The sequence below is a fragment of the Paraburkholderia sp. BL17N1 genome, assembly GCF_003634175.1.
GTDB lineage: Bacteria > Pseudomonadota > Gammaproteobacteria > Burkholderiales > Burkholderiaceae > Paraburkholderia.
Genome location: NZ_RBIW01000001.1, coordinates 4,088,818 through 4,112,008, shown reverse-complemented (window position 1 = coordinate 4,112,008; position 23,191 = coordinate 4,088,818). Strand labels below are relative to the sequence as shown.

17 protein-coding genes and 1 pseudogene are annotated in these 23,191 nt (G+C 64.8%); 10 read left to right on the top strand and 8 right to left on the bottom strand.

Features of this window, described 5'->3' with window-relative positions:
• The first annotated feature begins 88 nt into the window (after positions 1 to 88).
• A complete protein-coding gene (locus B0G82_RS18500; RefSeq protein WP_199730137.1) occupies positions 89 to 556 on the top strand; it encodes an Lrp/AsnC family transcriptional regulator in 468 nt (155 codons plus the stop codon).
• Positions 557 to 754: 198 nt separating this feature from the next.
• The gene (locus B0G82_RS18495) at positions 755 to 964 is read left to right on the top strand and encodes a hypothetical protein (protein ID WP_116116650.1); all 210 of its coding nucleotides are present in this window, start codon (positions 755 to 757) and stop codon (positions 962 to 964) included.
• Positions 965 to 990: 26 nt separating this feature from the next.
• On the opposite strand, the gene B0G82_RS18490 is transcribed toward B0G82_RS18495, so the two are convergent.
• Positions 991 to 3,558 carry an FUSC family membrane protein gene (locus B0G82_RS18490; protein ID WP_121308377.1) on the bottom strand — a complete coding sequence of 856 codons (2,568 nt, stop codon included), beginning with the start codon at positions 3,556 to 3,558 and terminating at the stop codon, positions 991 to 993.
• Between the two features lie 225 nt (positions 3,559 to 3,783).
• Between B0G82_RS18490 and recC the strand changes: the two genes are divergently transcribed.
• From recC to B0G82_RS18475, 3 genes are read left to right on the top strand one after another with little or no spacing between them, the layout of a single operon-like run.
• Positions 3,784 to 7,158, top strand: a complete 3,375-nt coding sequence (recC, locus tag B0G82_RS18485; protein ID WP_121308376.1) for an exodeoxyribonuclease V subunit gamma — start codon at positions 3,784 to 3,786, stop codon at positions 7,156 to 7,158.
• On the top strand, positions 7,155 to 10,847 hold the full coding sequence (recB, locus tag B0G82_RS18480; RefSeq protein WP_121308375.1) for an exodeoxyribonuclease V subunit beta: 3,693 nt from the start codon (positions 7,155 to 7,157) through the stop codon (positions 10,845 to 10,847). The genes recC and recB overlap by 4 nt, the downstream gene beginning before the upstream one ends.
• Complete coding sequence (locus B0G82_RS18475) at positions 10,844 to 12,931, top strand: AAA family ATPase (RefSeq protein ID WP_121308374.1); 2,088 nt, start codon at positions 10,844 to 10,846, stop codon at positions 12,929 to 12,931. Before recB ends, B0G82_RS18475 begins: the two co-directional genes overlap by 4 nt.
• 176 nt (positions 12,932 to 13,107) lie before the next feature.
• Here the strand turns inward: B0G82_RS18475 and B0G82_RS18470 are convergent, their stop codons facing one another.
• Positions 13,108 to 13,749: a VC0807 family protein gene (locus B0G82_RS18470; protein WP_121308372.1), complete on the bottom strand. Its 642-nt coding sequence runs from the start codon at positions 13,747 to 13,749 to the stop codon at positions 13,108 to 13,110.
• 153 nt (positions 13,750 to 13,902) lie between these two features.
• On the opposite strand from B0G82_RS18470, the gene arfB reads away from it, so the two are divergent.
• Complete coding sequence (arfB, locus tag B0G82_RS18465) at positions 13,903 to 14,307, top strand: alternative ribosome rescue aminoacyl-tRNA hydrolase ArfB (protein ID WP_012432640.1); 405 nt, start codon at positions 13,903 to 13,905, stop codon at positions 14,305 to 14,307.
• Here arfB and B0G82_RS18460 read toward each other — a convergent pair.
• Positions 14,304 to 15,638, bottom strand: coding sequence for an EAL domain-containing protein (locus B0G82_RS18460; protein WP_241974617.1), 1,335 nt, complete (start codon positions 15,636 to 15,638; stop codon positions 14,304 to 14,306). The genes arfB and B0G82_RS18460 overlap by 4 nt on opposite strands.
• A gap of 515 nt (positions 15,639 to 16,153) precedes the next feature.
• On the opposite strand from B0G82_RS18460, the gene B0G82_RS18455 reads away from it, so the two are divergent.
• A complete protein-coding gene (locus tag B0G82_RS18455) occupies positions 16,154 to 16,444 on the top strand; it encodes a putative quinol monooxygenase (protein WP_116116656.1) in 291 nt (96 codons plus the stop codon).
• Positions 16,445 to 16,530: 86 nt separating this feature from the next.
• Here B0G82_RS18455 and B0G82_RS18450 read toward each other — a convergent pair whose 3' ends face one another.
• From B0G82_RS18450 to B0G82_RS18440, 3 genes are all read right to left on the bottom strand, one after another.
• Complete coding sequence (locus tag B0G82_RS18450; protein ID WP_007182306.1) at positions 16,531 to 16,788, bottom strand: hypothetical protein; 258 nt, start codon at positions 16,786 to 16,788, stop codon at positions 16,531 to 16,533.
• Positions 16,789 to 17,043: 255 nt separating this feature from the next.
• A complete protein-coding gene (locus B0G82_RS18445; RefSeq protein WP_116142243.1) occupies positions 17,044 to 17,283 on the bottom strand; it encodes a hypothetical protein in 240 nt (79 codons plus the stop codon).
• 247 nt (positions 17,284 to 17,530) lie between these two features.
• Entirely contained in the window at positions 17,531 to 18,169 is a 639-nt protein-coding gene (locus B0G82_RS18440; RefSeq protein WP_116142241.1) for a YdcF family protein, read from the bottom strand.
• Positions 18,170 to 18,516: 347 nt separating this feature from the next.
• Between B0G82_RS18440 and B0G82_RS18435 the strand changes: the two genes are divergently transcribed.
• The gene (locus tag B0G82_RS18435; protein ID WP_091794922.1) at positions 18,517 to 18,840 is read left to right on the top strand and encodes a hypothetical protein; all 324 of its coding nucleotides are present in this window, start codon (positions 18,517 to 18,519) and stop codon (positions 18,838 to 18,840) included.
• A 315-nt stretch (positions 18,841 to 19,155) separates the two neighbouring features.
• Here the strand turns inward: B0G82_RS18435 and B0G82_RS18430 are convergent, their stop codons facing one another.
• Positions 19,156 to 19,410: a hypothetical protein gene (locus tag B0G82_RS18430; protein ID WP_116142239.1), complete on the bottom strand. Its 255-nt coding sequence runs from the start codon at positions 19,408 to 19,410 to the stop codon at positions 19,156 to 19,158.
• A gap of 298 nt (positions 19,411 to 19,708) precedes the next feature.
• Positions 19,709 to 20,095 (bottom strand): annotated as a pseudogene (locus B0G82_RS18425) (transposase); the annotation flags it as partial.
• A gap of 409 nt (positions 20,096 to 20,504) precedes the next feature.
• Between B0G82_RS18425 and B0G82_RS18420 the strand changes: the two are divergent.
• Positions 20,505 to 21,407: a LysR family transcriptional regulator gene (locus tag B0G82_RS18420; protein WP_116142237.1), complete on the top strand. Its 903-nt coding sequence runs from the start codon at positions 20,505 to 20,507 to the stop codon at positions 21,405 to 21,407.
• A 304-nt stretch (positions 21,408 to 21,711) separates the two neighbouring features.
• The gene (locus tag B0G82_RS18415) at positions 21,712 to 22,938 is read left to right on the top strand and encodes a pyridoxal phosphate-dependent aminotransferase (RefSeq protein ID WP_121308368.1); all 1,227 of its coding nucleotides are present in this window, start codon (positions 21,712 to 21,714) and stop codon (positions 22,936 to 22,938) included.
• Positions 22,939 to 23,191 lie beyond the last annotated feature (253 nt).

Below are 23,191 nucleotides of genomic sequence, written 5' to 3'. Positions count from 1 at the left end.
ACCGGTTTGCCTGGAGAAAGAGTTTCCATATAATTCCCTCTGGAATCTGAAAAGTAGAATAATTTCCTATGGGGATGTCATGACGGGAATGGATATCATCGACCGGAAGCTGCTGGAGTTGCTGCAAGCGGACGCGACCATGCCGATCGCCGAACTGGCGCAACGCGTGAATCTGTCGCAAACGCCGTGCTGGAAGCGGCTGCAGCGTCTGAAAGAGGCGGGCGTGATCCGCGCGCAGGTCGCGCTGTGCGACGCGCGCAAACTCGGCGTGGGCACGACGGTGTTCGTCGCGGTGCGCACCAATCAGCACACGGAGGAGTGGGCGCGAACCTTCACGCATGCGGTGCAGGAGATTCCGGAAGTGGTGGAGGTGTACCGGATGAGCGGCGAAACCGATTACCTGCTGCGCGTGGTGGTGTCCGATATCGACGACTATGACCGTGTGTACAAGCAACTGATCGCCGCAGTGCCACTCTACGACGTGAGTTCGAGTTTTGCGATGGAGCAGATCAAGTATTCGACGGCGTTGCCGGTGAGACCGGCCGTGGTGAGGTAGATGGGGCAGCGGGTGCGCCGTTTGCTGCTTTTCAGACAGCGAATCGTATGAGCACGCGGCGACAGTCGAGGCTTTCCGGCAAGCTCACATGTCATGCCATTGAGCCCGTCCGCTGCAAGCTGTGTGCAAGCTCAGTGGGCGTAGAATGCCGCCTTCCCAGACACCATCCGCGACTGCTTCGCGAACCGAGCCCGCCTCATGAACAAACCGCCGCGCAAGAAGAACCCGACCTTTGGCATTGCTGCGTTCATCGTGGTCGCGGTGTTGCTAGTGATCGCCACGCTCTTCTATAACGCCATCAAGGAAAAGCACGACTTCGACCGCCAGAATGCAGAGGCGCCGTCGATTTCATCGGGTGCGGCCGCAGCGGCGACTGCCGCCAAGCCGGCAAGCGGCGTTGCTCAATAGGGCCACGCGCACGTCGACGCCATTTTTCACTCGTCCGGCAGACGAATCACGCTCGCATCCTTGCGAATCTGCGCCGCCGCCGACAGCATCTGCTTGCACTGATGCGCAAGCAATTTCATGTCATGCACGGCATCCGCCGAATAGTCCGGCGATTTCTCCGTTTCGACCACCATCGCATCGAGTTCGCGGCCCAGCAGTTTGATCTGCTCGCTTTGATCGGCGGCCGGCGCGGTGCCGGTTTCAGCCTCGGTGAGATTGTCGCGCACGACGCTCAGCGCGCGCTGCAGCGGTTGCAGCGAGACGCCGTCGACCTGCTGTTGCGCCGAAGTGCGAAGCAGTGGCGCGGCCGCGGTGATCTGCGAGGCGAGCACGTGGCTGCGCACCAGCAGGCCGTTCAACTCCGGCACGAACTTCTGCGCGGACTTCGGTTCGAGCATCATGCGCTGAAATGCCTGGCCCAGATTGGCGAACGCCACGTGAACGTTCTTGCGGGCGAGCCGGTAGCGGTAGTCGCGATCGAGCGCAGTCGCCGCCGCAGCGGCGGCAGCGGAGGCGCCGGAGACGGGTTTCGCGGTCGGGTTGCTGACCGTGGTCGTGCCTGCACTGGCGCCGGCGTCGGGAATTGGTTTCGCCGTTGCACCAATGGACGCTGTCGCCGCCGCATTAGCGACACCGTTAGCGACACCGTTTGCGCCAGCGTTCGCGCTGCCGCCCGCACCAGCGCTGGCGTGACCGTTTGCAACGCTGCTGCCGCCGCGTGTCCCGCCACCAGCCGCCGCCAACGCCGGCTTGCCGAAGTCGATCGCCGGATCGGCCATCGCCGCTGCCGGCGCACGCGCCCCGGCTTCGGTCACGGTGGCGACCACTGCGGCGGCCGGCTTGCCGCTCCACCACCAGCTCGCTTCCAGATACTGCCGCGTCGCGTTGATCATGTTGTTGACCAGCTTGCCCATCAAGCGATATTCCCAGTACGGGAACAGATGGCTCGCCGCGATCGCGATCGCGCAGCCCACCACGGTGTCGATCGCGCGCTCGCCGATGATGCGCATGCTGCCCGGCGCGAGCAGATGGAACATGAGCAGCACATATGACGAGGTGAACACCACGCTCGCCGTGTAATTGAACAGCAGCAGGCTGTAGCTCATCACCATCGACGCGAACATCACGACCAGCAGGATGTGCGGTTCCTTGACGAAGATCATTAGCGCGATACTCGCCGCGCAGCCGATCAGCGTGCCGACAATCCGCTGTCCGTTGCGCTGTTTGGTGAGCGAATAGCCGGGCTTCAGAATGATGACGGTAGTCATCACGATCCAGTAGGCATTGGTGAGCGGCAGCAGCCGCCCGAGCCAGAAGCCCACGGCGACGGCAATCGTCACGCGCAACGCGTGGCGGAAGCTCGGCGAGGCCATGGTCAGATTCGAGAAGATCTGCCCGAACGGCACGCGCCGGCTCGATACGAAACGCGTGAGCGCCTGATCGAGCCGCAGTTCGGTCTCGCTCGTGCTGGGCTCGCTGGAGAGACTTTTGCGCATCTTGTCGATCAGACGCGTGGCGCTCCAGACGCGCCGGAAAGTCGACGAGATCGCCGAATAAGCCTCGTGGTTTTTTGCCGGCAGATCCTGCTTGCGCATCAGCTCGATTTCGAACTCGATGGCGCGCAATTCCGCCTTCACGTTCACGCGCCCACGCGGCGCCTGGTTCTGCAGCACCGCGAGGCCGATCTCTTCCAGATCGGCAGCCGCCTTGCGAATCAGATCGCGGTAGAACACCAGCAGATCCGAGCCGCCGAAGGTGGTGCGCACCAGCGGGTAATCGGTATGGGCGCCGACGAACAGCTCGTGAAGATCGACCGTGTTGATGAACAGATTGAACAGCATGGTGCGGCGTGGTTCGAGCTTGCCGCTCTTGAATCTGGGCAGATTGCGCAGCACGATGTCGCGCGCGGCGTCCTGGCGTTCCACCGCGGTGATCTGCTTGTCGACGAGGTTGCGATAGCACTCGTCGAGATCGTTATCGAGGTCGTAGAACTCGGCGCGCGCCAGAAGATAGTCGGCGCACGCGAACACGCTTTCGGCCAGCGCCTGCTGTTCGATGCGATGCATCATCCAGCGGCTCACGAAGGTCGACCAGTAGGTGTACCAGAGGCCGCCCACCAGAATCCACGAAGCGTTGACGAGCGCCTGCATTGGCGTGAAGTGCTCTTCCAGCGTCATGATCATCATGAACAGCGTGGCGAAGCTGATCTGCGGCCAGCGGTTGCCGTACACGACGATCAGGGACAGCAGGAAGGTGAGCGGCACGACCGTGCACCACAGCGCTACCGCGTTCACGGTGGCGAGCCCGGTGGCCAGCGCGGACAGGAAGCCGATCACCGTGCACGCCAGCATCTCGTTGTGCTTGTACTTGAGCGGCCCCGGCATATCCACCACGCACGCGCCGAGCGCGCCGGTCGCGATCGTGAAGCCAAGCTCGCGATTGTGAAACACGATCAGACACAGAACCGCCGGTAACGACACGCCGACTGCGATGCGCAGGCCGCCATAAAAGTACTGGCTGTAGAGGAATTTTTTTATTTCAACCGAATAACGCATCGACTGCCTGGATTCCATTCACTGAGAAAACCGCGGTTGATGGAGCAGACCCGGGCAGACCCGGGGCAGCCCCGAACTGCCGTCGAGTCTAACTGATTTTATGGCTGATCTGACCTCGTCCGTTCGGCCAGGTTCTGCCCTGGGGATGCGTTTGTTATGCTGTCGCTTCAATGTCTGTCGCGGCTTGGGGCGTTCCGCCCATGCCGCCCGCAAGCCCCAGGATCCATGCTCCAGCTCTTCTACTCGAATCGCTACGAAACCCTTGTCGGCGCGCTGCTCGACGACCTGGCACAAGCGCCGTCCGATCCGTGGACCGCGCAGCCCGTGATCGTCCCGAGCGCGGCGGTGCGGCGCCGGCTCGAACTGGATATCGCCGCGCGCCAGGGCATCTGCGCGAATGTCAACTTTGGTTATCTCGCGCAATGGCTATGGGCGCAGATCGGCGGCGTGATCGAGGTGCCGAAGCATTCGCCGTTCGCGCCGGACCGGCTCGTGTGGCGTTGCTACCGGCTGTTGGGCGAGGCTGACGAAGCGCTACCGTGGAATGCGTCGCCGCGTCTACGCACGTATCTCGATGCAGCGGACGCGTCGATGCGCTATGAACTCGCGCGCCGGGTGGCGACCGTGCTCGACCACTATCTGACCTATCGCCCGGAATGGCTGCTGCAATGGCAGAAGGGCGGCTCGATCTTCGCAAGCGGCGCGGCTGACGACACCGGTCCGCGCCTTGTCGGCGCGAGTGAAGCGGCGCGCGAGGACGAGCGTTGGCAAGCGGCACTGTGGCGCGCTGTGCTGACGGAACTCTCAGGCGACGCGCAAACGCCCGCGGCTGCGTTGCCGCCCGCTTATCGTTTTCTCGACGAAATCGGCACGCTCGACCTCGAGGCGATCTCAAATGCGCAGTGGCCCGAGGCGGTCAGCGTATTCGCGCTGCCGACCATGCCGCCGTTGCATGTGGCGTTGCTGCGCGCGCTCTCGCGTTGGATCGACGTGCGGCTGTACGTAATGAATCCGTGCCGCGAGTTCTGGTTCGACGTCGTCAGCGCGGGGCGCGTCGAGGCGCTCGACGCCGCCGGCCAGCTCGACTATCAAGAAGTCGGCCATCCACTGCTTGCCGAGTGGGGCCGCCAGACCCAGGCGCAGTTGCACATGCTGCACGAGTTGACCGAGAGCGCTGCTTCTGGCGAGGCCGGCGATTTCGCTGAGAACCCGGAGCCGAGTTGGCTTGCCGCCGTGCAGAACGGCATTCTCAATCTGCAGGACGAGACTGAGGCTGACGAATTGCCGATCGAGAGCGGCATCGAAGTCCACGTCTGCCACAGCCTGTCGCGCCAACTCGAAGTGCTGCACGATCGTCTGCTCGGCTGGTTCGACGAGTTCGACGACCTCCAGCCGTCCGACGTGCTGGTCGCCGTGTCCGACCTCGCGGCAGCCGGTCCTTTGATCGACGCCGTGTTCGGCACCTCGCCGCCCGGCGACACGCGCCGCATTCCGTATCGGATTACCGGCTTGCCACCGTCGCAGGCCAATCCGGTTGCACGGTTGCTGCTTGATTGGCTGGCCTTGCCCGAGCGCAGCGTGGGGGCGCCGGATCTGATCGAATGGCTGCGCGTCGACGCGATTGCCGTGCGTTACGGAATCGACGCCAGCTCGCTCGAAGCCGCGCAGGAATGGCTGGCGGCGGCAGGAGCGCGTCGCGGGCTCGCGCCGGTCGAGCCGTCCGGCGAGCACGTGCCGATCGCCCGTCATACGTTCGCGGATGCGCTCACGCGTCTCTATCTCGGCTACGCAATGCCGGATGGCGGCGAACCGGTCGATGCCTGGCTGCCAGTCGAAGGCGCCGACGGTTCGGAAGCGGAATTGCTCGGCCGCCTGTCGCGTTTCGTCGACGACATCGACAGCTTCGCGGCGAATTGCGCGATCGAGCGCACGCCCTCTGAATGGACGCAACTGCTGCTCGAAACGCTGGCGCAATGTTTCGACGGCGGCGTCGAGTTCGCCGATTCGCTCGCCGCCGTGCGCGACGCGATCGACAAGATGGGCGACGCGATGCAGGCCGGCGCGCAGGAAGTCGCCATGCCCGCCGCAGTAGTGCGCGGCGCACTCACCGAGGCACTCGACGACCCTGCGCGCGGCGGCGTGCCTTGGGGCAGCGTGACGTTTTCATCGCTGACGAGTTTGCGCGGCTTGCCGTATCGCGTCGTCTGCCTGCTCGGCATGGACGACGGCGTGTTGCCGAGTCTTGCGCGCGCCGACGAGTTCGATCTGATGGCCGCCTTCGGCAAAGCCGGCGACCGTCAACGGCGTGACGATGAGCGCAATCTGTTCCTCGATCTTCTGCTCGCGGCGCGAGATCGTCTCTTCATCGCTTATACGGGCCGCAGTATTCGCGACAACGCGCCGTTGCCGCCGGCCGCGCTGGTCGACGAATTGCTCGACCATCTCGCGCAGGTGTTGGCGGGCGAGGGCGCGAGTCCCGCAGAAGTCGAGAGCGCGCGGCATGCGTTTATCGTCGATCATCCGTTGCAGGCGTTCGCGTCGGACTATTTCTCGTCGCAATCCGGGTTGTTTAGCTACGACGCGGACCGCGCCGAGCTGGCCACGTTACTGGCCGCGCCTACACATCCGGCTGCTGCGCCGTTCTTCGATCGGCCGTTGCCTCCCGAAGAACCCGCACCGATTGCCTTCGACGAATTCGTGCGTTTCTGGCGGCATCCTGCGCGCGCGCTGTTGCGCGACCGTCTGGGTATCGTGCTGTCGGAAGCACAAGGCGAACTGCTCGATACCGAGCCGTTCGATCTGGATTACGCGGGGCGCGATGCATTGGCGGACCGTCTGTTGCCCGTGCTCCTCGACGTCGATACGGACGACGACGTCGTGTTCGAACGCGTGCGCCGCGTGGCGGCAGCTAGCCCGGAATTGCCGGGCGGTGCGACCGGCGCGGTGTGGAGAGCGCGCGAACTCGGCGCGTTGCGTCAACTCGCCGACAGCGTGCGCCGCGAGGTGGCTTCGGGCGTCGAGCGATTGCCATTCGTGCTCGACATCGTGCCGCGTTGGCCCGACAGCGCCGGGATGGCTGGTGCGCTCTTCGGCCCGCATGACGCGCAGCTTCGTCAAGCCGCCGAAACGCCGCTGGAACTGCACGGCAGTCTGAACCTGCTCACCGAAACAGGACAAGTGATTTTCCGCTACGCCAAACCTACCGCCCGCGACTATCTCTCGGCATGGCTCGCGCATCTGGTCTATTGCGCCGCGCAGCCAAATGGTCCGCGCCGCACCGTTTGGCATGGCAGCGGCGAGAGCTTCGAGCTCGCGCCGGTCGCCGCACCGCTCAACGAACTGGCGCCGCTTGCCGCGTTGTTCAAGGCCGGCCGCATGCTGCCACTGCGCTTCTTCCCGAAGAGCGCATGGGCCAAGGTCAGCGAAAGCGATTCCGCGGCGCAGGGCGTGTGGATCAACGACCGCGTGCGCGGCGAGTCCGACGACCCCGCCTTGCGCATTGCATTGCGCGGCACGCCGCTCATGCTCGACGAACCGTTCGGCAGCCTCGCCGCGATCGTGTTCAAGCCGCTCCTGCAACATCTGCGGAGCGCATCATGAGCGGCGCCACGAAGCATCACGCGCTGGTCGCCGAAGAACTCGATGTCTTCGCCTGTTCGCTCGACGGCGTGAATCAGATCGAGGCGTCGGCGGGCACCGGCAAGACCTGGAATATTTGCGCGCTGTACGTACGGCTGCTGCTCGAAAAGAACCTGAACGCGGATCAGATTCTCGTCGTCACGTTCACGAAGGCGGCGACCGCGGAATTGCACGAACGCATACGCGGGCGTCTCGCGGAATTGGACCGCGCCATCGACCTGGACGACGACGGCGGCGATCCATTCATCAGCCGTCTCTTTGAAACGACGCTGGCGCCGGAGCGGGGCATCGCGCGCGAAGACGCGTTGAAAGTGGTGCGACGCGCGCTGCGCACTTTCGACCAGGCGGCGATCCACACCATCCACGCGTTTTGTCAGCGCGCGTTGCAGGAAGCGCCGTTCGCCGCGGCCATGCCGTTCGCCTTCGAAATGGAAGCCGACGACGCAGCCTTGCGCTTCGAAATGGCGGCTGACTTCTGGCGTGAGCAGGTGGAACCGGTGGCGCATGCGCATCCTGCGTTCGCCGCGTGGCTGGTGGCCAAACGTGCCGGTCCCGCTTCACTCGACGAGCAACTCGCGCGTCGGCTGAAAAAGCCGCTGGCGCAGTTGCGCTGGGGCAAGCTGGACGCAAGCGGCACGGGCGCCGATCCGCAAGCCGGTTTCGACGCCGCCTGCGATCTCTGGCACGCGGAGCGCGATGCGATCGTCCGTTTGTTGGCCGAGGCGCAAGACCGTCTCAGCAAGACGTCGCACAAGCCCGACCATGTGAGCGCCGCGATCGCCGCATGGACCGAGTACTTCGCGCAGGGCGATTGTCATGCGCCGCCGCCGAAGGCCGCGTTGAAGCTCACGGCTTCGGCGTTGAAGAAGGCCACCAAGGTCAAGTTCGAGCCGCCCGAACATGCATTCTTCGAGCATGCCGAAGCGCTGGCGGCAGCCGTGGTCGCAGCCGAAGCCGCGCAACGCGCGCGCTGGCTCTCGCTTGTGCAGACCTGGCTCGACTACGCGCCCGCCGAACTAGTAGCGCGCAAACGCACCCGCCGCGTGGTGTCGTTCGACGATCTGCTGTCCAACCTGTATCGCGCGCTCGCGGCGCATCCATGGCTTGCCGATGCGTTGCGCACGCGTTATCCCGCCGCGCTGATCGACGAGTTCCAGGACACCGATCCGCTGCAGTTCGCGATCTTCAGCCGCATCTTCGCGCCGGCCGGCCCGCTGTTTCTGGTCGGCGATCCGAAGCAGGCGATCTATAGTTTTCGCGCGGCGGATCTGCATACCTATCTTGCGGCGCGCGAGGCGGCTTCCGCGTGCTATACGCTGGCCGTCAATCAGCGCTCGACCGCGCCTATCGTCGAGGCGTGCAACCGGCTCTTCGAAGCCAACCAGCAAGCGTTCGTGCTGGAAGGTCTCGACTATCAGCCGGTGCGCGCGGGCGATCGGCGCAGGCCGCCGTTCTCCGATCCGGACGCGAGCGCCGGCGACTTCCGTATCTGGACCTTGCCGCAAGGCGACGCCGCGTTGACCAAACGCGAGGCCCAGCGCGAAGCGAGCGAAGCGTGTGCCGCCGAGATCGTGCGTCTGCTGCGCGGCGCGCGCGAAGGCGCGGTGACGATCGGCGATGAGCCGCTCGCGCCTGGCAACATCGCGGTGCTGGTGCAAACGCATAAGCAGGGCAGTTTGATCAAACGCGTACTGGCCGCCTGGGGTGTCGGCAGCGTGGAGTTGGCGCAGGCGTCCGTGTTCGCGACGCTCGACGCCGAGCAGATCGAGCGCGTGCTGGCCGCCGTCGATACGCCCGGCGATCTGCGCCGTCTGCGCGCCGCTCTGGCCACCGACTGGCTGGGTCTCGACGCCGCCGCGTTGTGGCGACTCGAGCAGGTCGCCGACGCGCCATCGGTCGCCGACGATCCCGCGCACGCCGCCGACGCGATGGGCTGGGTCGAGCGTTTCTTGCGCTATCGCACGCTGTGGCATGAGCGCGGTTTCGCGGTGATGTGGCGCACGCTGATGCGTGAGCTGCGCGTCGCGCAACGGCTGGTTGCCGCGGCGGATGGCGAACGCCGTCTGACGAACGTGAACCATCTGGCCGAACTCGTTCAGGCGCGCGCCGCAACGCAGCCCGGCATCGCGCCGACCTTGCGCTGGCTCGCCGCGCAACGCACGCAGGGCGGCGGCGAAGACGCGCAGTTGCGGCTTGAGTCCGATCGCAACCTCGTGCAGATCGTCACGGTCCATAAATCGAAAGGGCTCGAATACGCGGTGGTGTTCTGCCCGTTCCTGAACGACGGCGGCTTGCGCGAGCCGCCGTCGTCCGGTTTGCCGGATGCGCGCGAGTATCACGACGACATGGGCGACGCGGTGCTGCACTACGGTTGCGACGACGAAGAAGCGGAGCACGCGTCGCGCTACGCGGTGCGCGAACAGGCGGCGGAACGGGCGCGGCTCGCTTACGTGGCGTTGACGCGCGCGGTGTACCGCTGCTATCTGGTGGCCGGTACGTACCAGTCCTCGCGCTCCACCAAGGAGTCGCGCCGCAGCGTGTTGAACTGGCTCGTGGCCGGCGAGGGTCATGAGTTCGGCGACTGGCTCGCCGAGCCGCCCGACGAAGCCGCATTGTCGGCGCGCTGGCAGGCGCTGGCGGGCGGCCCGATCGCGCTCGCTGCACTGCCGAGGCCGGCGCGCCGCGTGCCGCTCGAAAGCCTCCAGGACCGCAGCGCGCGCATGCAGGCGCGAGCCAATCGCAGGCCGTTGCGCGATCAGTGGCGCATGGCGAGTTTTAGCGGGCTGATCGCCGCCGGCAGTAAGAGCGAAGAGACGCACGCGCCGGTGGAAGAGGTGCGTCCCGATCACGACGAGATCGCCGATGCGCTCGTTGTCGCGCCCACGCCCACGCCTCAGGCTACGGCTTACGCCGAGGACGACATCCTCGCGTTTCCGCGCGGCGCCGCTGCGGGCGACTGTCTGCACCGCATGTTCGAACTCGCTGATTTCACCGAGCCGCATACGTGGACCGATGCCATTCGCGGCGCGTTGCGCGAGCGTCCGGCGCCGGCTGTGCCCGAACTCGCCGCACGCCTGCCGGCGATGATGCACAACCTGCTCAGGGACGTGGTCACCACCGAGCTACAGCCCGGCATGACGCTCGCCAAGCTGAACCCGCGCCGGCGCCTGAACGAGCTCGAGTTTCTGTTCGCCGCGCCGTCGCTGGACTTCCCCGCGTTGCGCGAGTTGTTGATCGAACATGGCTATCCCGACGTCGCGCTGGAACCCGGCGTGTTGCGTGGGTTTGTCAAAGGATTTATCGACATGATCGTCGAGTACGACGGGCGTTTCTGGATCGTCGACTGGAAGTCGAACCATCTGGGCGACACCGCTGCCGACTACGCCGCGGCTCCGCTCGAAGCGGCCATGGCGAGCCACGCGTATCACCTGCAGGCGCTGCTTTACACGGTTGCGCTGCATCGTTATCTGAGAACGCGGGTGCGCGATTATTCGTACGACACGCATATCGGCGGCTATCTGTATCTGTTCGTGCGCGGCGTGCGCCCGCATTGGCGCGACGCCGATGGTCCAGCAGGCGTGCATATGCGGCGTCCCGCATTCGAGCTGGTCGCGCTGCTCGATGCGGCCATGATCGGAGGTGCTCAATGAGCACGTTCGAACAGAGCGCATCGGCGCCGCCCGAGCTCGACGACATCGGCGTGAGTCTGCCCGCGCGGGCGGATTTCAGTATTGCGCTCGCCGAAGGTTTCGCGCGCCGCATCGGTGCGCTGGTGCGGCGTGGCGGCGCGTCGGCCGAGGCGGTCAAGTGGGCGGCGCGGAGCGCGTTTGCCGCGAGCCGCGCGACAGCCGAAGGCCATGTATGCGTGCCGCTCGCGGTGCTGGCGCGACGCTTCGAGGCGTCGAGCGCGGAAGTGCGCGCCGCGCTGTTCGCCAGCGGCATGGCGAGCGATGGTTCGCAAAGCTCGGCGGCGTTGCGGCCGCTGGTGGTCGATGGGCAAGGGCGGCTGTATCTGGCTCGCTACTACGACTACGAGCGGCGGCTTGCGCGCGCGTTGGTGGCGCATGCGCGGGCGGGAGAGCGTGTCGGGCGATTGGCCGATGCCGGGACACTCCACCAGCGTCTCCTGCGCTACTTCGGTCCGCCGAAGGACGACCAGGTCGACTGGCAACGCGTCGCGGCGGTCATGGCGCTGTCCGGGCAACTCACCATCGTCAGCGGTGGGCCGGGCACCGGCAAGACCACGACCGTGGTCGGCGTGCTCGCCTGCCTGCTCGATACACGCGCGGATCTGCGCGTCGCACTAGCGGCCCCCACCGGCAAAGCCGCACAGCGCATGCAGGAGGCCTTGCTCGCGCGCGCCGGCGATTTGCCGCCTGAACTCGCCGCGCGTTTGCCGCAGACGTCCTACACGTTGCACCGTTTGCTCGGCTCCGGGCCGGGAGGACGTTTCCGGCATCATCGGGACAATCCGCTGCCTTACGACGTCGTCGTGATCGACGAGGCGTCGATGATCGACGTCGCCATGGCCGCGCATCTGCTCGACGCCATCGCCCCGCAGACTCGTCTCGTGATGCTCGGCGACAAGGACCAGCTCGCCGCCGTCGAAGCCGGCGCGGTGTTCGCCGAACTCAGCGCGCGCCCGGCTTTTACGCAAAGTGGTTTGCGGCGCATCGCCGATGCGCTCGGCATCGACGAAACGCAGCTCGCTCAGGCATTGCCCGGCGCATCGCGAGGCTTCGGCGAGGAGCCCGCGGATTTTTTCGCGCAGCCTGATGCGCCCGACGGCGATCTGTTTGCACACACGAATTCGCTTGGTGCTTTCGACGAACTACCTGTTGGCGACCTTTTCGACAGCGCCGCGCCACCACCTTCGCACATGGCCGCCGCATCGCCAGTGCGGAACCCTCTCTCCGATTGTGTCGTCTGGCTCGAGCGCAACTATCGGTTCGGCCTGGAATCGCCCATCGGCCGTCTGTCGCTCGCGATTCGCAATGGCTCGGCGAGTGCCGCGCTCGAAGTTCTGCGCACAGATCCGACAGAAACGTGCGCTGCGGCGCTTCACGAAGATACGCACGCGACGCTTGCCGAGCGCACCGTCGCACGGCTCGCCACAGGTTTCGCGCCGTACGCCGACGCGCTTGCCACAGCGCTGGCAGCCGAAACGCCCGACCCATTGCGACTGTTCGACGCGTTGAACCGCTTTCGCATTTTGTGCGCGACCCGTTCCGGACCGCGCGGCGTCGATCAGGTGAATGCGGCGATGGCGGCGCAGGTGCGGCGCGCGGCGGGCGTGACGCTGGCAGTGGGCGCGCAGTGGTTCGCCGGCCGTCCCGTCATGGTGACGCGCAACGATTACGCGCTCGGTCTCTTCAACGGCGACATCGGTATTGCGCTGCCGGGCGCGAACGGCGCGCTGCGCGTGTATTTCCGGACCGGCGACGGCGGCTTGCGAGCGGTATCGCCGGCGGCGCTGCCGCCGCACGACACAGCGTTCGCGCTCACGGTTCACAAATCGCAGGGGTCTGAGTTCGAGCACGCGGTGCTGATGCTGCCGTCGGTATTTAGCCGGGTGTTGTCGCGCGAACTGGTGTACACGGCGATCACGCGCGCGCGTGAACGGGTCGAAGTGATCGGCGCGCGCGCCGTGCTGGCGCAGGCGATTGCGACGCCGACACAGCGCGACTCGGGGTTGGCGGCGCGGATCGCGGAGGTGTGGCGTGGGGCTGAATAGCGGATTCGGACAGCGGAGGCTGCTTCGTAAGCTGGTCGCGCGGGTTAGGCTGCAGAACGGCAGAACGGCAGAACGGCAGAACGGCAGAACGGCAGAACGGCAGAACGGCAGAACGGTAGGAAGGAGGAAGGTAGATTTGCGCCCCGGCCCAAGCGCCCATTGCGCGCCGAACCCGTTCAACCAGCCGCGCCACCCGACTGCACACGCGCCTCGACCCGGCCAGGCATGGTCTTCCGATACCAGAACGTCCACAACGCGAGGCCGCCATAAATGCCGTAGCCGATAAACGGCGATACGACCAGGAAGCGCTCGATCGGCCACGTGAGCGCCATCCACGCACGCAACGCCGTCTCGCCGGTCAGGCCGACGCCCCACACCAGCGTCATCAAGCGCATCGCGCTGACGAGAGCCGGCCGCTCCTGCCACAGGGCCTCGAAGCGCTCGGCGCCGCCTTCCATTTCGCGCGCGACGGTGGCGCGCGCGAGATAAAAGATCAGCGGGCGGCGCATCGGCAACGAGAGCAGAAACACTACGCCGATCGCGCCGGATACCATCGACTCGCGCAACAGCAGCATGCGCGGACTGCCACCGAGCGCCATGGCCGCGACCGAGAGTACGATGCCGGCCAACACGATCACGCTGAGCGCGTCCACGCGCCGAAATCGCGCGAGTTCGATCAGGCTCCACACGATCGGCGGCACCGCTGACGCAATCAACGCGCCGGTCTCGCCCAGATGCGGCAGCGCAAGCCGGTAGGCGAGCCACGGCAACAGAAAGTTGACAGCCAGTTCCAGCACAAACCCTGGGCGGAGCTTCATGTGAATTTACGCTGTAAGCGAAAAACGCAGTATCGATGAACTGCCCGCGTCGACGCAAATAGTTTTTCGCATCGGCAGCCGCGCTCGATAGTCCGTAGTCGGTGATCGGTCGCGCGCTGTGTACACTCATGTTTTCCGATTCAAGCTCGTGTCATGACATCCCGCTATCCGATCCCGCCGAACGAAATCGAACTGACTGCGGTGCGCGCGCAAGGAGCGGGTGGTCAGAACGTCAACAAGGTGTCGAGCGCCATTCACCTGCGCTTCGATGTGCAGGCATCGTCGTTGCCGGAAGTGTTGAAAATGCGCCTGCTCGCGCTGTCCGATCACCGGCTTACGCGCGACGGCGTGGTGATCATCAAGGCGCAGGAGCATCGGACGCAGGAGATGAACCGGGCGGCGGCGCTGGCGCGGCTCGATGAACTGATTGAAAGCGTCAGCGTGACGCGCAAACCGCGCGTCGCAACCCGGCCGACGCGCGCGTCGAACCTGCGGCGCCTCGACGGCAAAGCCAAACGCAGCGAGATCAAATCCGGCCGCGGCCGCGTCGACGACTAGCGCTTGCTGCCGCGTCCCGAAGGACCGGGTCCGGAAGGGCGTGCCACGGCGGTCGTGGCGGTCGGCACGAAATCGACGCACAACACATGCGGGCCGTCATGCTCGAAGGCGAGGGCCGCGGTGTAGCAGTCCTGACCGTCGGCGAGCGAATAATGCGGACCCATCATCGCGACGCGCCCCGGCGCGGCGAGCGCGTGCTTGAAGTAGGCGCGCCGCGACCAGTTGCTGCGCGTATCGGTGTAGAGCGGCGCGAGCCGTAGCGGAGGCGGTGGCACCGAGGCGGCCGTCACCGAAGGCAGGGTTTGCTCACCCAGCCCGTTGGTGATGAATACGCGGCGTGCCTCGCGCAGATGCCAGACCTTTTGCGCTGCCTGGCGCAGATCGCCGGTGGCCTTGTAGGTCTCGGCGGCGCTCAGCACCGCTTCTGCGAACCCTTCAAAACCGAGCCGCTGGTGGCCGGCATGCTCGCGTTCGTACTCCGCGAACTTGCTCCACATCGATTCGATCACCTCCGGCACCTTGGCGCAGGCCGCCTTCACGGAACTCTTCGGCTGGCCGAGCCAGAAACCCTGCACGAAATCGACATCGGCCTCCATCAGGATCATCAGCTCTTCATCGGTTTCGACACCTTCGGCCAGCACCAGCGTGCCGGACTGATGCAGCATCGAGACCAGATGGCCGATCATCGAGTCGTCGCCTTCGCGCCTGCCGGCTCGCGCGACCAGTGAACGGTCGAGTTTGACAATGTCCGGGCGGAAGCGCCACACGCGGTCGAAATTCGAGAAGCCGGTGCCGAAGTCGTCGATCGCGATCAGGAAATCGCGCGGCTGCGACGCGGCGAGCATGCTGGCGACAGCGGATTCGTCGTCGGCGGGCTGCTCGAGCACTTCGATCACAATGCGTTCCTGCGGCAGACCGAAATGCGACGACAGTTCGTCGATGAACGCGCGTTGCGGCCAGCCGGTTTCAAACACCTGCGGGCGCGTGTTTAAAAACAGCCAGCCGGTGCTGATGCCTTGTTCCATGAAATTCGCCACATGCAGGCAGCGCGCGATGCGGTCGAGTTCGCGGGCGTCCGCGGCCGAGCGGGTGCCGGAAAACAGCACGTCGGGGGAGACCGGCAGACCGACCGGATCGAACGCACGCAGCAAGCCCTCGTAGCCGACCACACGCTGGTGCGTGACTGACAGCACCGGCTGGAACACGCTATGCAGAGTCAGCGCGCGCCACGTCGCGGTCCAGCCGGACTCGTCCCGGACCAGATGCGGGAGCAGGCCGCTCAGGGTCAATTCGCTGACGGATGGCATAAAGGCGGGTAAGAGAGCGGACATGGCGACATCGCGGCAAACGGGTGACGGGACGCGCCAGGCAATGCGACGCGCAACGGATGCACGGCCCACGCGTGCGCAGGGCAGCTCGGATACAGCCCGGGAACGCGGAGAGCGATGCCAGCCATGCTGGACTCCGGCGAATTAGTCAAAACCAGTCTATCAGTTTGCAATTCGCGTGAATGTGCGGGTAATCACAGACGCAGGGTCATATCCGCGGTGATGCCGGTCTCCACGCCGACCGGCCGTCCGGCGTGAGTTTTGCGCGCGTTCGCCGCGCGAACCCGGTTGCGCCTCGCGTAATCAATCGCCTGTATGAAACCGAGCGTAACAGGGCGGCAAGCGGACACCCGCCAAACTCCAGGCAAGGACGGTACTCGGACGGAAGGATGTTGAACCGGTGATGAGTCGGTGCAGACGATACCTGAACACGCGCGCCGCTCATTTGCGCGCAGGCCGCCTGCAGCTTTGACGAGCGCCCGGTATGCTGCTGCTTTTCGTGAAAAGGGAGGTCAGGCATGTCGGAAATCGCGGTGGTCGCAATCTCGGTGGCGAAGCCGGGCTATGAAGAGCAACTGCGGCAGGCGCTCGAAGGGCTGGTCGGGCCGACGCGCAACGAGCAGGGAGCGCTTCAGTACGATCTGCACCGCGACTTGCAGGAGCCACGCCGGTTCGTGTTTGTCGAGCGTTGGGAAAGCCAGGAAGCACTCGCGGTGCATGCGAAATCGGCACACATCGAGGCGTACAGGAAAGCGGTGGCAGACTGGGTGGAACACGCGGAGATTCGCGTCGTGTCGAAAATCGCCTGAACCTTCAGGCGAATTGCACAACGACGAGCGCGCTGCCGGGCACGAGCGGCCCGGTGCGGCGCTCGCCGTTTGTGCTGTTTGTGCCGTTAATGCGTGGCTTGCGGAACGTCGAGAATCAGGATGATGGTCCAGTCTGCGTCGCCGTCATGGTGATACTGGCGTTCCGCGACGATGAACGGCTGCTGCTTGCCGTCCGGGCCGAGAAACAGCACGTCGCCTTCCATCGGCAGGCATTCGACGGGCGGCAGCGCCAGAAACGCTTCCTGACCGCCGCGCGGCATCAGTTTTTCGATTTTGCGAGATGCTGCTTCAGTCCATTCGATATCAAGCTGAATGTTGCTCATGCTGTCCTCCGCACCAAGGTGCGCACGGGTTAGGGGATTCCGGCCAGGCGCCGGTCGGTGCGCGACTTTAGCACACCGCCAACCGGGCGCCGCACGGCTTGAGCCGCCGGCGCGGGCCGGCTCGGCGCGCCGCGCTGCTCCGCTTCTGGCGAGTCTTTCGCCGACCCATTAAACAACAAAAAGCCGAAGCTGGCGGCGCCCGCTTCGGCTTTTGCTCGCTCGCGGCGTGGCCGCGGGTGAGTTGGGTGGCTATGCTTACGATCCGGCGTCGGCCTTGGGCGCTTTCTTGTGATGCATGCTTCCCTTGTGGTGCTTCATCGGCATGGCCGGTGCGCTGTCCATTGCTTGCTGGCGGTTTTGCAAATCTTGCGCACGCTGCTCGACGTCGGCGGCCTTGGCCGGATCGGTGCTCATCATGACGCCGTTGTCCTGCGCATAGGCCGCGCCCGCTACGGCACTGAGGGAAACCAGGATCGCCAGGGACACTTTCTTCATTGCTACCTCCGCAGAGTGGTTGTGACCTGAGTACTTGCCTGTCCAAACGGAAAGACAATGCATTCTAGCCAGCAATATCCGCTCCAACAGAGGGTTTTGTAACTCCAATGACAATTCGTTACATCTGGTTACGTTCGGGTGCCAATTGCGATGCGTGTTGACTGACGCGAGAGGTCATGACGACGTATCACCACTCAAGCACATGGTTGGCATCTCTAAATAATCGTTTTGTCATGCGACTCGAATTTCAGAACCAGCCAATCGCGCGATAGACGTGAAATTGCGCGATGCCAATCAATTCGTGCAACGCGATCTCCGCGCTCGCCAGATTGTCATATCGCGGGAGTACACCAAGACGTGCGCCGATCGCGTTCGAGATCATCGGCTGCGGCGCGAGGCCGAAGCGGTGGAAGTCGAGCAGAGCGCGCGGCATCTGATAGGCCGAGGTGATAAGGATCAGCGAATCGTAACGCGAGCCCTGCAGAATGCTGGAGACGTTGCGTGCATTCTCGTAGGTCGTGCGGCTGCTGTTTTCCAGCACGATGTCGGCGCGTGGCACTTGCCGACGCAGCAGGTAAGGCAGATACGTGTCGGCTTCGGTCGCGCGATGCCGCTGCGGATTGCCGCCGCTCACGATCACATGGCACGTATCGGCCGCGCGTTTGCAGGCGGCGTAGTACTCGGCGCTCGCCGCAATGCGCGCCAGCACGTCGCGTGGAGGCATGAGGACGTGGTCGTCGCCGTAGATCGTGCCGCCGCCCAGCATGATGATCGCGGTGCGCGGCGCGAACGTGGCCGGCGTCTCCGTCCGCCAGTGCGGCTGCGCCAACCGTAGCAAGGGTGCGGTGAGCCAGCCTGCGGCGAGCAGCCAGAAGAAGGCGACCATGCAGATGGCGAGAGGGCGGCGGGCGCCTTTCCATAGCACGATTGCTGCAAAAAAAAGCGCTAATAAAGTGAATAGAATCAATTTAAATGGGGTAACGTATGTCTTTCGGGACAAATCCACGGGCTTGCTATCGCGCCGCAGCGGTTGCATCGCCGGCTCGTGGACAGAACGCTAACATGCCGTTCAGACGGGGGTTCCGAAAACGAGACCAGGCAGCACCTGGCGGAATTCGACTGCACACGTTGCAGTCAGCTTCCAGCCAAGGGCGGGTGCTACGCGCGTCACTGGTGGCGCGGTGACGTGTTGGGCATAAATGTGTCATAGCTGCACTTTAAGAAAGAAGTGAGATGACCACGTATTCCAACGAAGCGGTACTTGAAGCGCTGCGGCGGGCGCAATATCGCCAGGTCCCATGGGCTAGAAGGCCGGGTGTTTTCCAATATCTTCGCGCACTAGGCTTGATGGACACCGTTCGGCAGCGCACTGTCGCGCCGGCTCCGGGCTTTCACGCACCTGTCGATATCGCCGTGCTCACGGAGCGCGGAAGAGCCGAGTTTGCACGGCTCGCCCATGACGAACGTCTGCTCAGCTGGACAGCGCAGCGCATGAACGACTACGTCGTCGCCACCGCCGACACGCGGCCTACCGCCGCGCTCGAAGTCCGGCCTTAGGCCCGGCGGGCGGCAGGCGTTGTTTCCCGGCCGCTTCGAGCGGCTGGCGGCGTCCCCATTGCTCGGTCTTCGCTTCATTGCGCTTGCGTTACGTCGTGTGTCTTACGCGCCCGCAGGCGGTGCGATTTGCTTAAGGACAGCGCAAAAAAAAGCCCGTATCGCGAGGATACGGGCGTACCGGAATTACTACTGCCACGCTGTGCTAATGGCGTTAAATCAGACCGGCACGACGCGCGGTGGTTCCCCCAATTACTTAATATGCGCTGCGGAACTTCGCCGGCACGGCGCATGGCCGCTACTCATGTCCGGCCCCGCCTAACGCCGGCGTGTCGCATCCGGCCGAGGCGGCTCCGGCCGCGTACGCACATTGCTGGCGATATCGCCGCGCAAATCCCCACGCGGCGCCGGCGGTGTGAAGTCGCGAGCGCGTGTATCGCTTTGCTGCCAGGCTTCGATGGTAGCCGGACGATCCGGCCTCCAGTTCCAGGCCTGTTGGCGCTCTTGAGCGAGCACCGGTGCGGCCATTGATGAAACGACAATGCCGCACAGAAGCAGTGACATTGGTTTCATGCTGAGCTCCCGTCAAGCCGATCAACAAGGCCTGTTTGCATACATATAAGGTATGCCCAGTCGCGAAAGCACGCTGTAAGTAATAGTAAATGGATGTTTCACCCGCAACGATGGCGCCGCTTCAGACCTCTGAAGCAGCGCGCAGGCTGGGTGTGGCGGGAAGGGACGACTGTGGTGGGCGCGCCGGCAGCGGTGCCCATATCAGGCAGGGCGTGCATGAAGACGCGTCGACCTGGGTTCGATACATGCCGGGCGCCAGCAGGCGCCCGGGGGAAAACAGTATGCGTCAGGCCATCTTGACCGGCGCGCGCCACGATTCCGGATTGGTCCAGAATGCGCCGCGCAGACGGTCACGGCTCGGCGGTGCCGGCGGTTTCGCGGCGGTCGCGCCAATCCGGCCGCGCAGCGAAATTTCACGGCCGCTCGTGCCGAGTCGCTTAACTATTTCGGCGAGCGTACCATCGGCTTGCCACTCGTCGAAACGGCGGCGGCAAGTCGGCGGCGACGGATAGCGGCCCGGCAGTTTGGACCAGCCTTCGCCTGTCGATAGCACCCACAGCACGGCGTTGACAACCGCGCGCGCTTCCACGCGTGGCCGACCGCGCCGTTCGCTCCGTGCGGGCTCCGCACAGAACAACGCCTCGACCAGCGCCCACTCGTTGTCTCTCAAATCGTCGAACAGCATCATGTTTCACCTCAGCGAAGCTAACTCCGGTGCGCTGCCCCGCGCCGCGCACTCTCCATGCACTCGATAGGCGAGTGCCAAGGAGGGTCGGGCTTGCCACGGTCTGCTATGCAGTCAGAATCATGGCGCCGACCCTTGTGTGCATCTAAATGCAGGAAGTGTGCCAAGTTGAGTCCAACCGCCTGAAAGCCCTGTGACAGCGGGCCAGCGCGGGCGCTAGCTAGGGCCGTATAAGAATCCAAAAAACCCATCTCGCAAATCGGGACAATCACCAATCTTGTGCAATCAGGCCCGACCAGCGTGCGTTTGCGCCTTATTGCTGCATTGCAGCGAAACTGCGAAAAGGAGGTGAGGTGCTGTCTTTAGCCTTACAATGCGCATCAAATGATGCAATTGATGAGGTCGGTAAATGAATGTCACGCTGCGCCAGCTAAGGGTTTTCATCGAGGTCGCCCGTTTGCAGAGCTTCAGCCGCGCCGGCGATGAAATCGGCCTGACGCAGTCAGCAGTCAGCCGCTGCGTGCGGGAACTGGAGAGCGAGATCGGCCTCAAGCTGATCGACCGCACCACCCGGGAGGTGCAACTCACGGATGTCGGCGGCAACCTGGTGTCGAGCGTGTCGCGTCTGCTGACCGACCTTGACGACGCGCTGCGCGAGATCCGCGAAATCGGTGAACAGCGCCGCGGACGCGTGGTGGTGGCCGCCAGCCCGACAGTGGCATGCCGGCTCATGCCGCGCGTGGTGGCCTCGTGCGGACAGCAATTCCCCTATATCGCGCTCGGCTTGCGCGACGACGTGCAGAGCGACGTGGTGCGCAAGGTCAAGTCGGGCGAGGTGGACTTCGGCGTGATCATCGGCCCGTTTTCCGCCGACGACCTGCTAAGCGAATCGCTGATGACGGATTCGTTCTGCGTCGTCTCGCGCGACGATCATCCATTAGCGGCGCAGGAGCAGGTGGCGTGGACTGACCTGGACGGCCAGCAGCTCGTAATGCTCGATTACGCATCGGGCAGCCGGCCGATCATCGACGCCGCGATGCAGGAATACGGCGTGAGCGCCACGGTGGTGCAGGAGCTGGGGCACTCCGCGACCGTTTTTGGGCTGGTCGAGGCGGGTGTCGGCGTGAGCGTGCTGCCCTGGCTGGCCTTGCCGCTACCTGCGGGCGCGGCGCTGGTAGCCCGGCCGCTCGAGCCGCGCGCGGAGCGTACGGTCGAGCTGGTGCGGCGGCGCGACCGCTCCCTGTCGCCGGCGGCGGAGGCGGTGTGGGGACTGATTCGCCAATTGCCGGGGAGGGCGGAGGACTTGAACTAGTTCGTGGTTGTCGAAGGTGCGCGATGTTCCAGGGAATGGCGAATGCGCGGCCGCCTAGGGAGTGCAATGTTCCCGTGGGCAGAAGGCGCGGCGGCGCGACGAGTGCGATACCCTGGGCTCGGGCGGTGCGACGGGGCGATCGGCGCGGCTCTCGAGGCATGGCGCCTGGCCGCGCCCCATCCGCGACCAATCGTCCGCCACGCATTCTCATCCGGCGGTTTCGCGGTCCCGAAAAGACGCACCAAGCTAAACTAACTCCTCTGCTGAAGTTCAACCCATACCCTTCACCCGTCTGGAAGCCTCGATGAGCGAATCGGACCTGCCTGTGCCATCCATCCCGAACGCGCGCGATGCCGTGCGCGCACTGCGTCCTTCGCAGATCCGCGAAGTCGCCAACGCCGGTTTCGGCGTCGCCGACGTGCTGCCGTTCTGGTTCGGCGAATCCGACCGCGTCACGCCCGCCTTCATCCGCGACGCTGCTAGCGCGTCGCTCGCGGCCGGTGCGACGTTCTACACGCACAACCTCGGCATCGCGCCGCTGCGCGCCGCGCTGGCGGGCTATGTCAGCGACCTGCACGGCGCGACGTTGGCGCAGCACGTCGCGGTGACGAGCGCGGGCGTGAATGCGCTGATGCTCGCGGCGCAACTCGTGGTGGGCGCGGGCGACCGCGTCGTCGCGGTCACGCCGCTCTGGCCGAATCTGGTCGAGATTCCGAAGATTCTCGGCGCGCATGTCGAAACAGTCGCGCTGGGGTACGGCGAGCGCGGCTGGCAACTCGACCTCGGGCAACTGCTGGCGGCGCTGACCCCGGACACGAAAATGCTGCTGATCAACTCGCCGAACAATCCGACGGGCTGGGTGATGAGCCGCGACGAGCAGCGTGCCGTGCTGGCGCATTGCCGGCGCCACGGCATCTGGATCGTCGCGGACGAAGTCTACGAACGCCTTTACTATGCGGACGCCGAGCCCGGCGCGGCCGGGGCGCCCTCGCGCACGGCGCCGTCATTCCTCGATCTGGCCACCCGAGACGAACGCGTGATCTGCGTCAATTCGTTTTCGAAGGCATGGTTGATGACAGGCTGGCGGCTCGGCTGGATCGTCGCGCCGGCCGCGTTGATGGACGATCTGGGCAAGCTCGTCGAGTACAACACTTCGTGCGCGCCGGCCTTCGTGCAGCAGGCGGGCATTGCGGCTATCGAGCAGGGCGAGCGCTTTACGCAGGAACTGGTGCGCGACCTGAAGGCGTCACGCGACCATCTGGTGAGCGCGCTCGCCTCGGTGCCCGGCGTCGACGTCAAGGCGCCGCCCGGCGCGATGTATCTGTTTTTCTCGATGCCGGGCGCCTCGCGCAGTCTGGAGCTTTGCAAGGCGATGGTGCGTGACGTCGGGCTGGGCGTGGCGCCGGGCAGCGCGTTCGGTCCGCAAGGCGAGGGCTTCGTGCGCTGGTGCTACGCCTGCGACACGGCGCGGCTGGACGCGGGCGTCGAGCGCCTGAAACGGTTCTTGAGGGAACATGCAACGGCACAATGAACACGTGGCGGAAAAGGTGGCTGCCTGAACCTATAGAGCCAACCAGGCGAAGATCAGCAGAAAAAAGCGGGTTTTTATCAAATTATGCCCACTTTTTTGCTAAACCACGTCCGTGAAGCCGGGGTTGGAAAATGCGCGGGGGATTTCGTCTTTACGCACTGATTGTTTTTGCGTAATATGGCGCTCAGTCACGCGGTTCCCTTCAGGAATATCGCTGCTCCGTCCGGCTGGGTTTGGTTCGATTGTCTGTTTC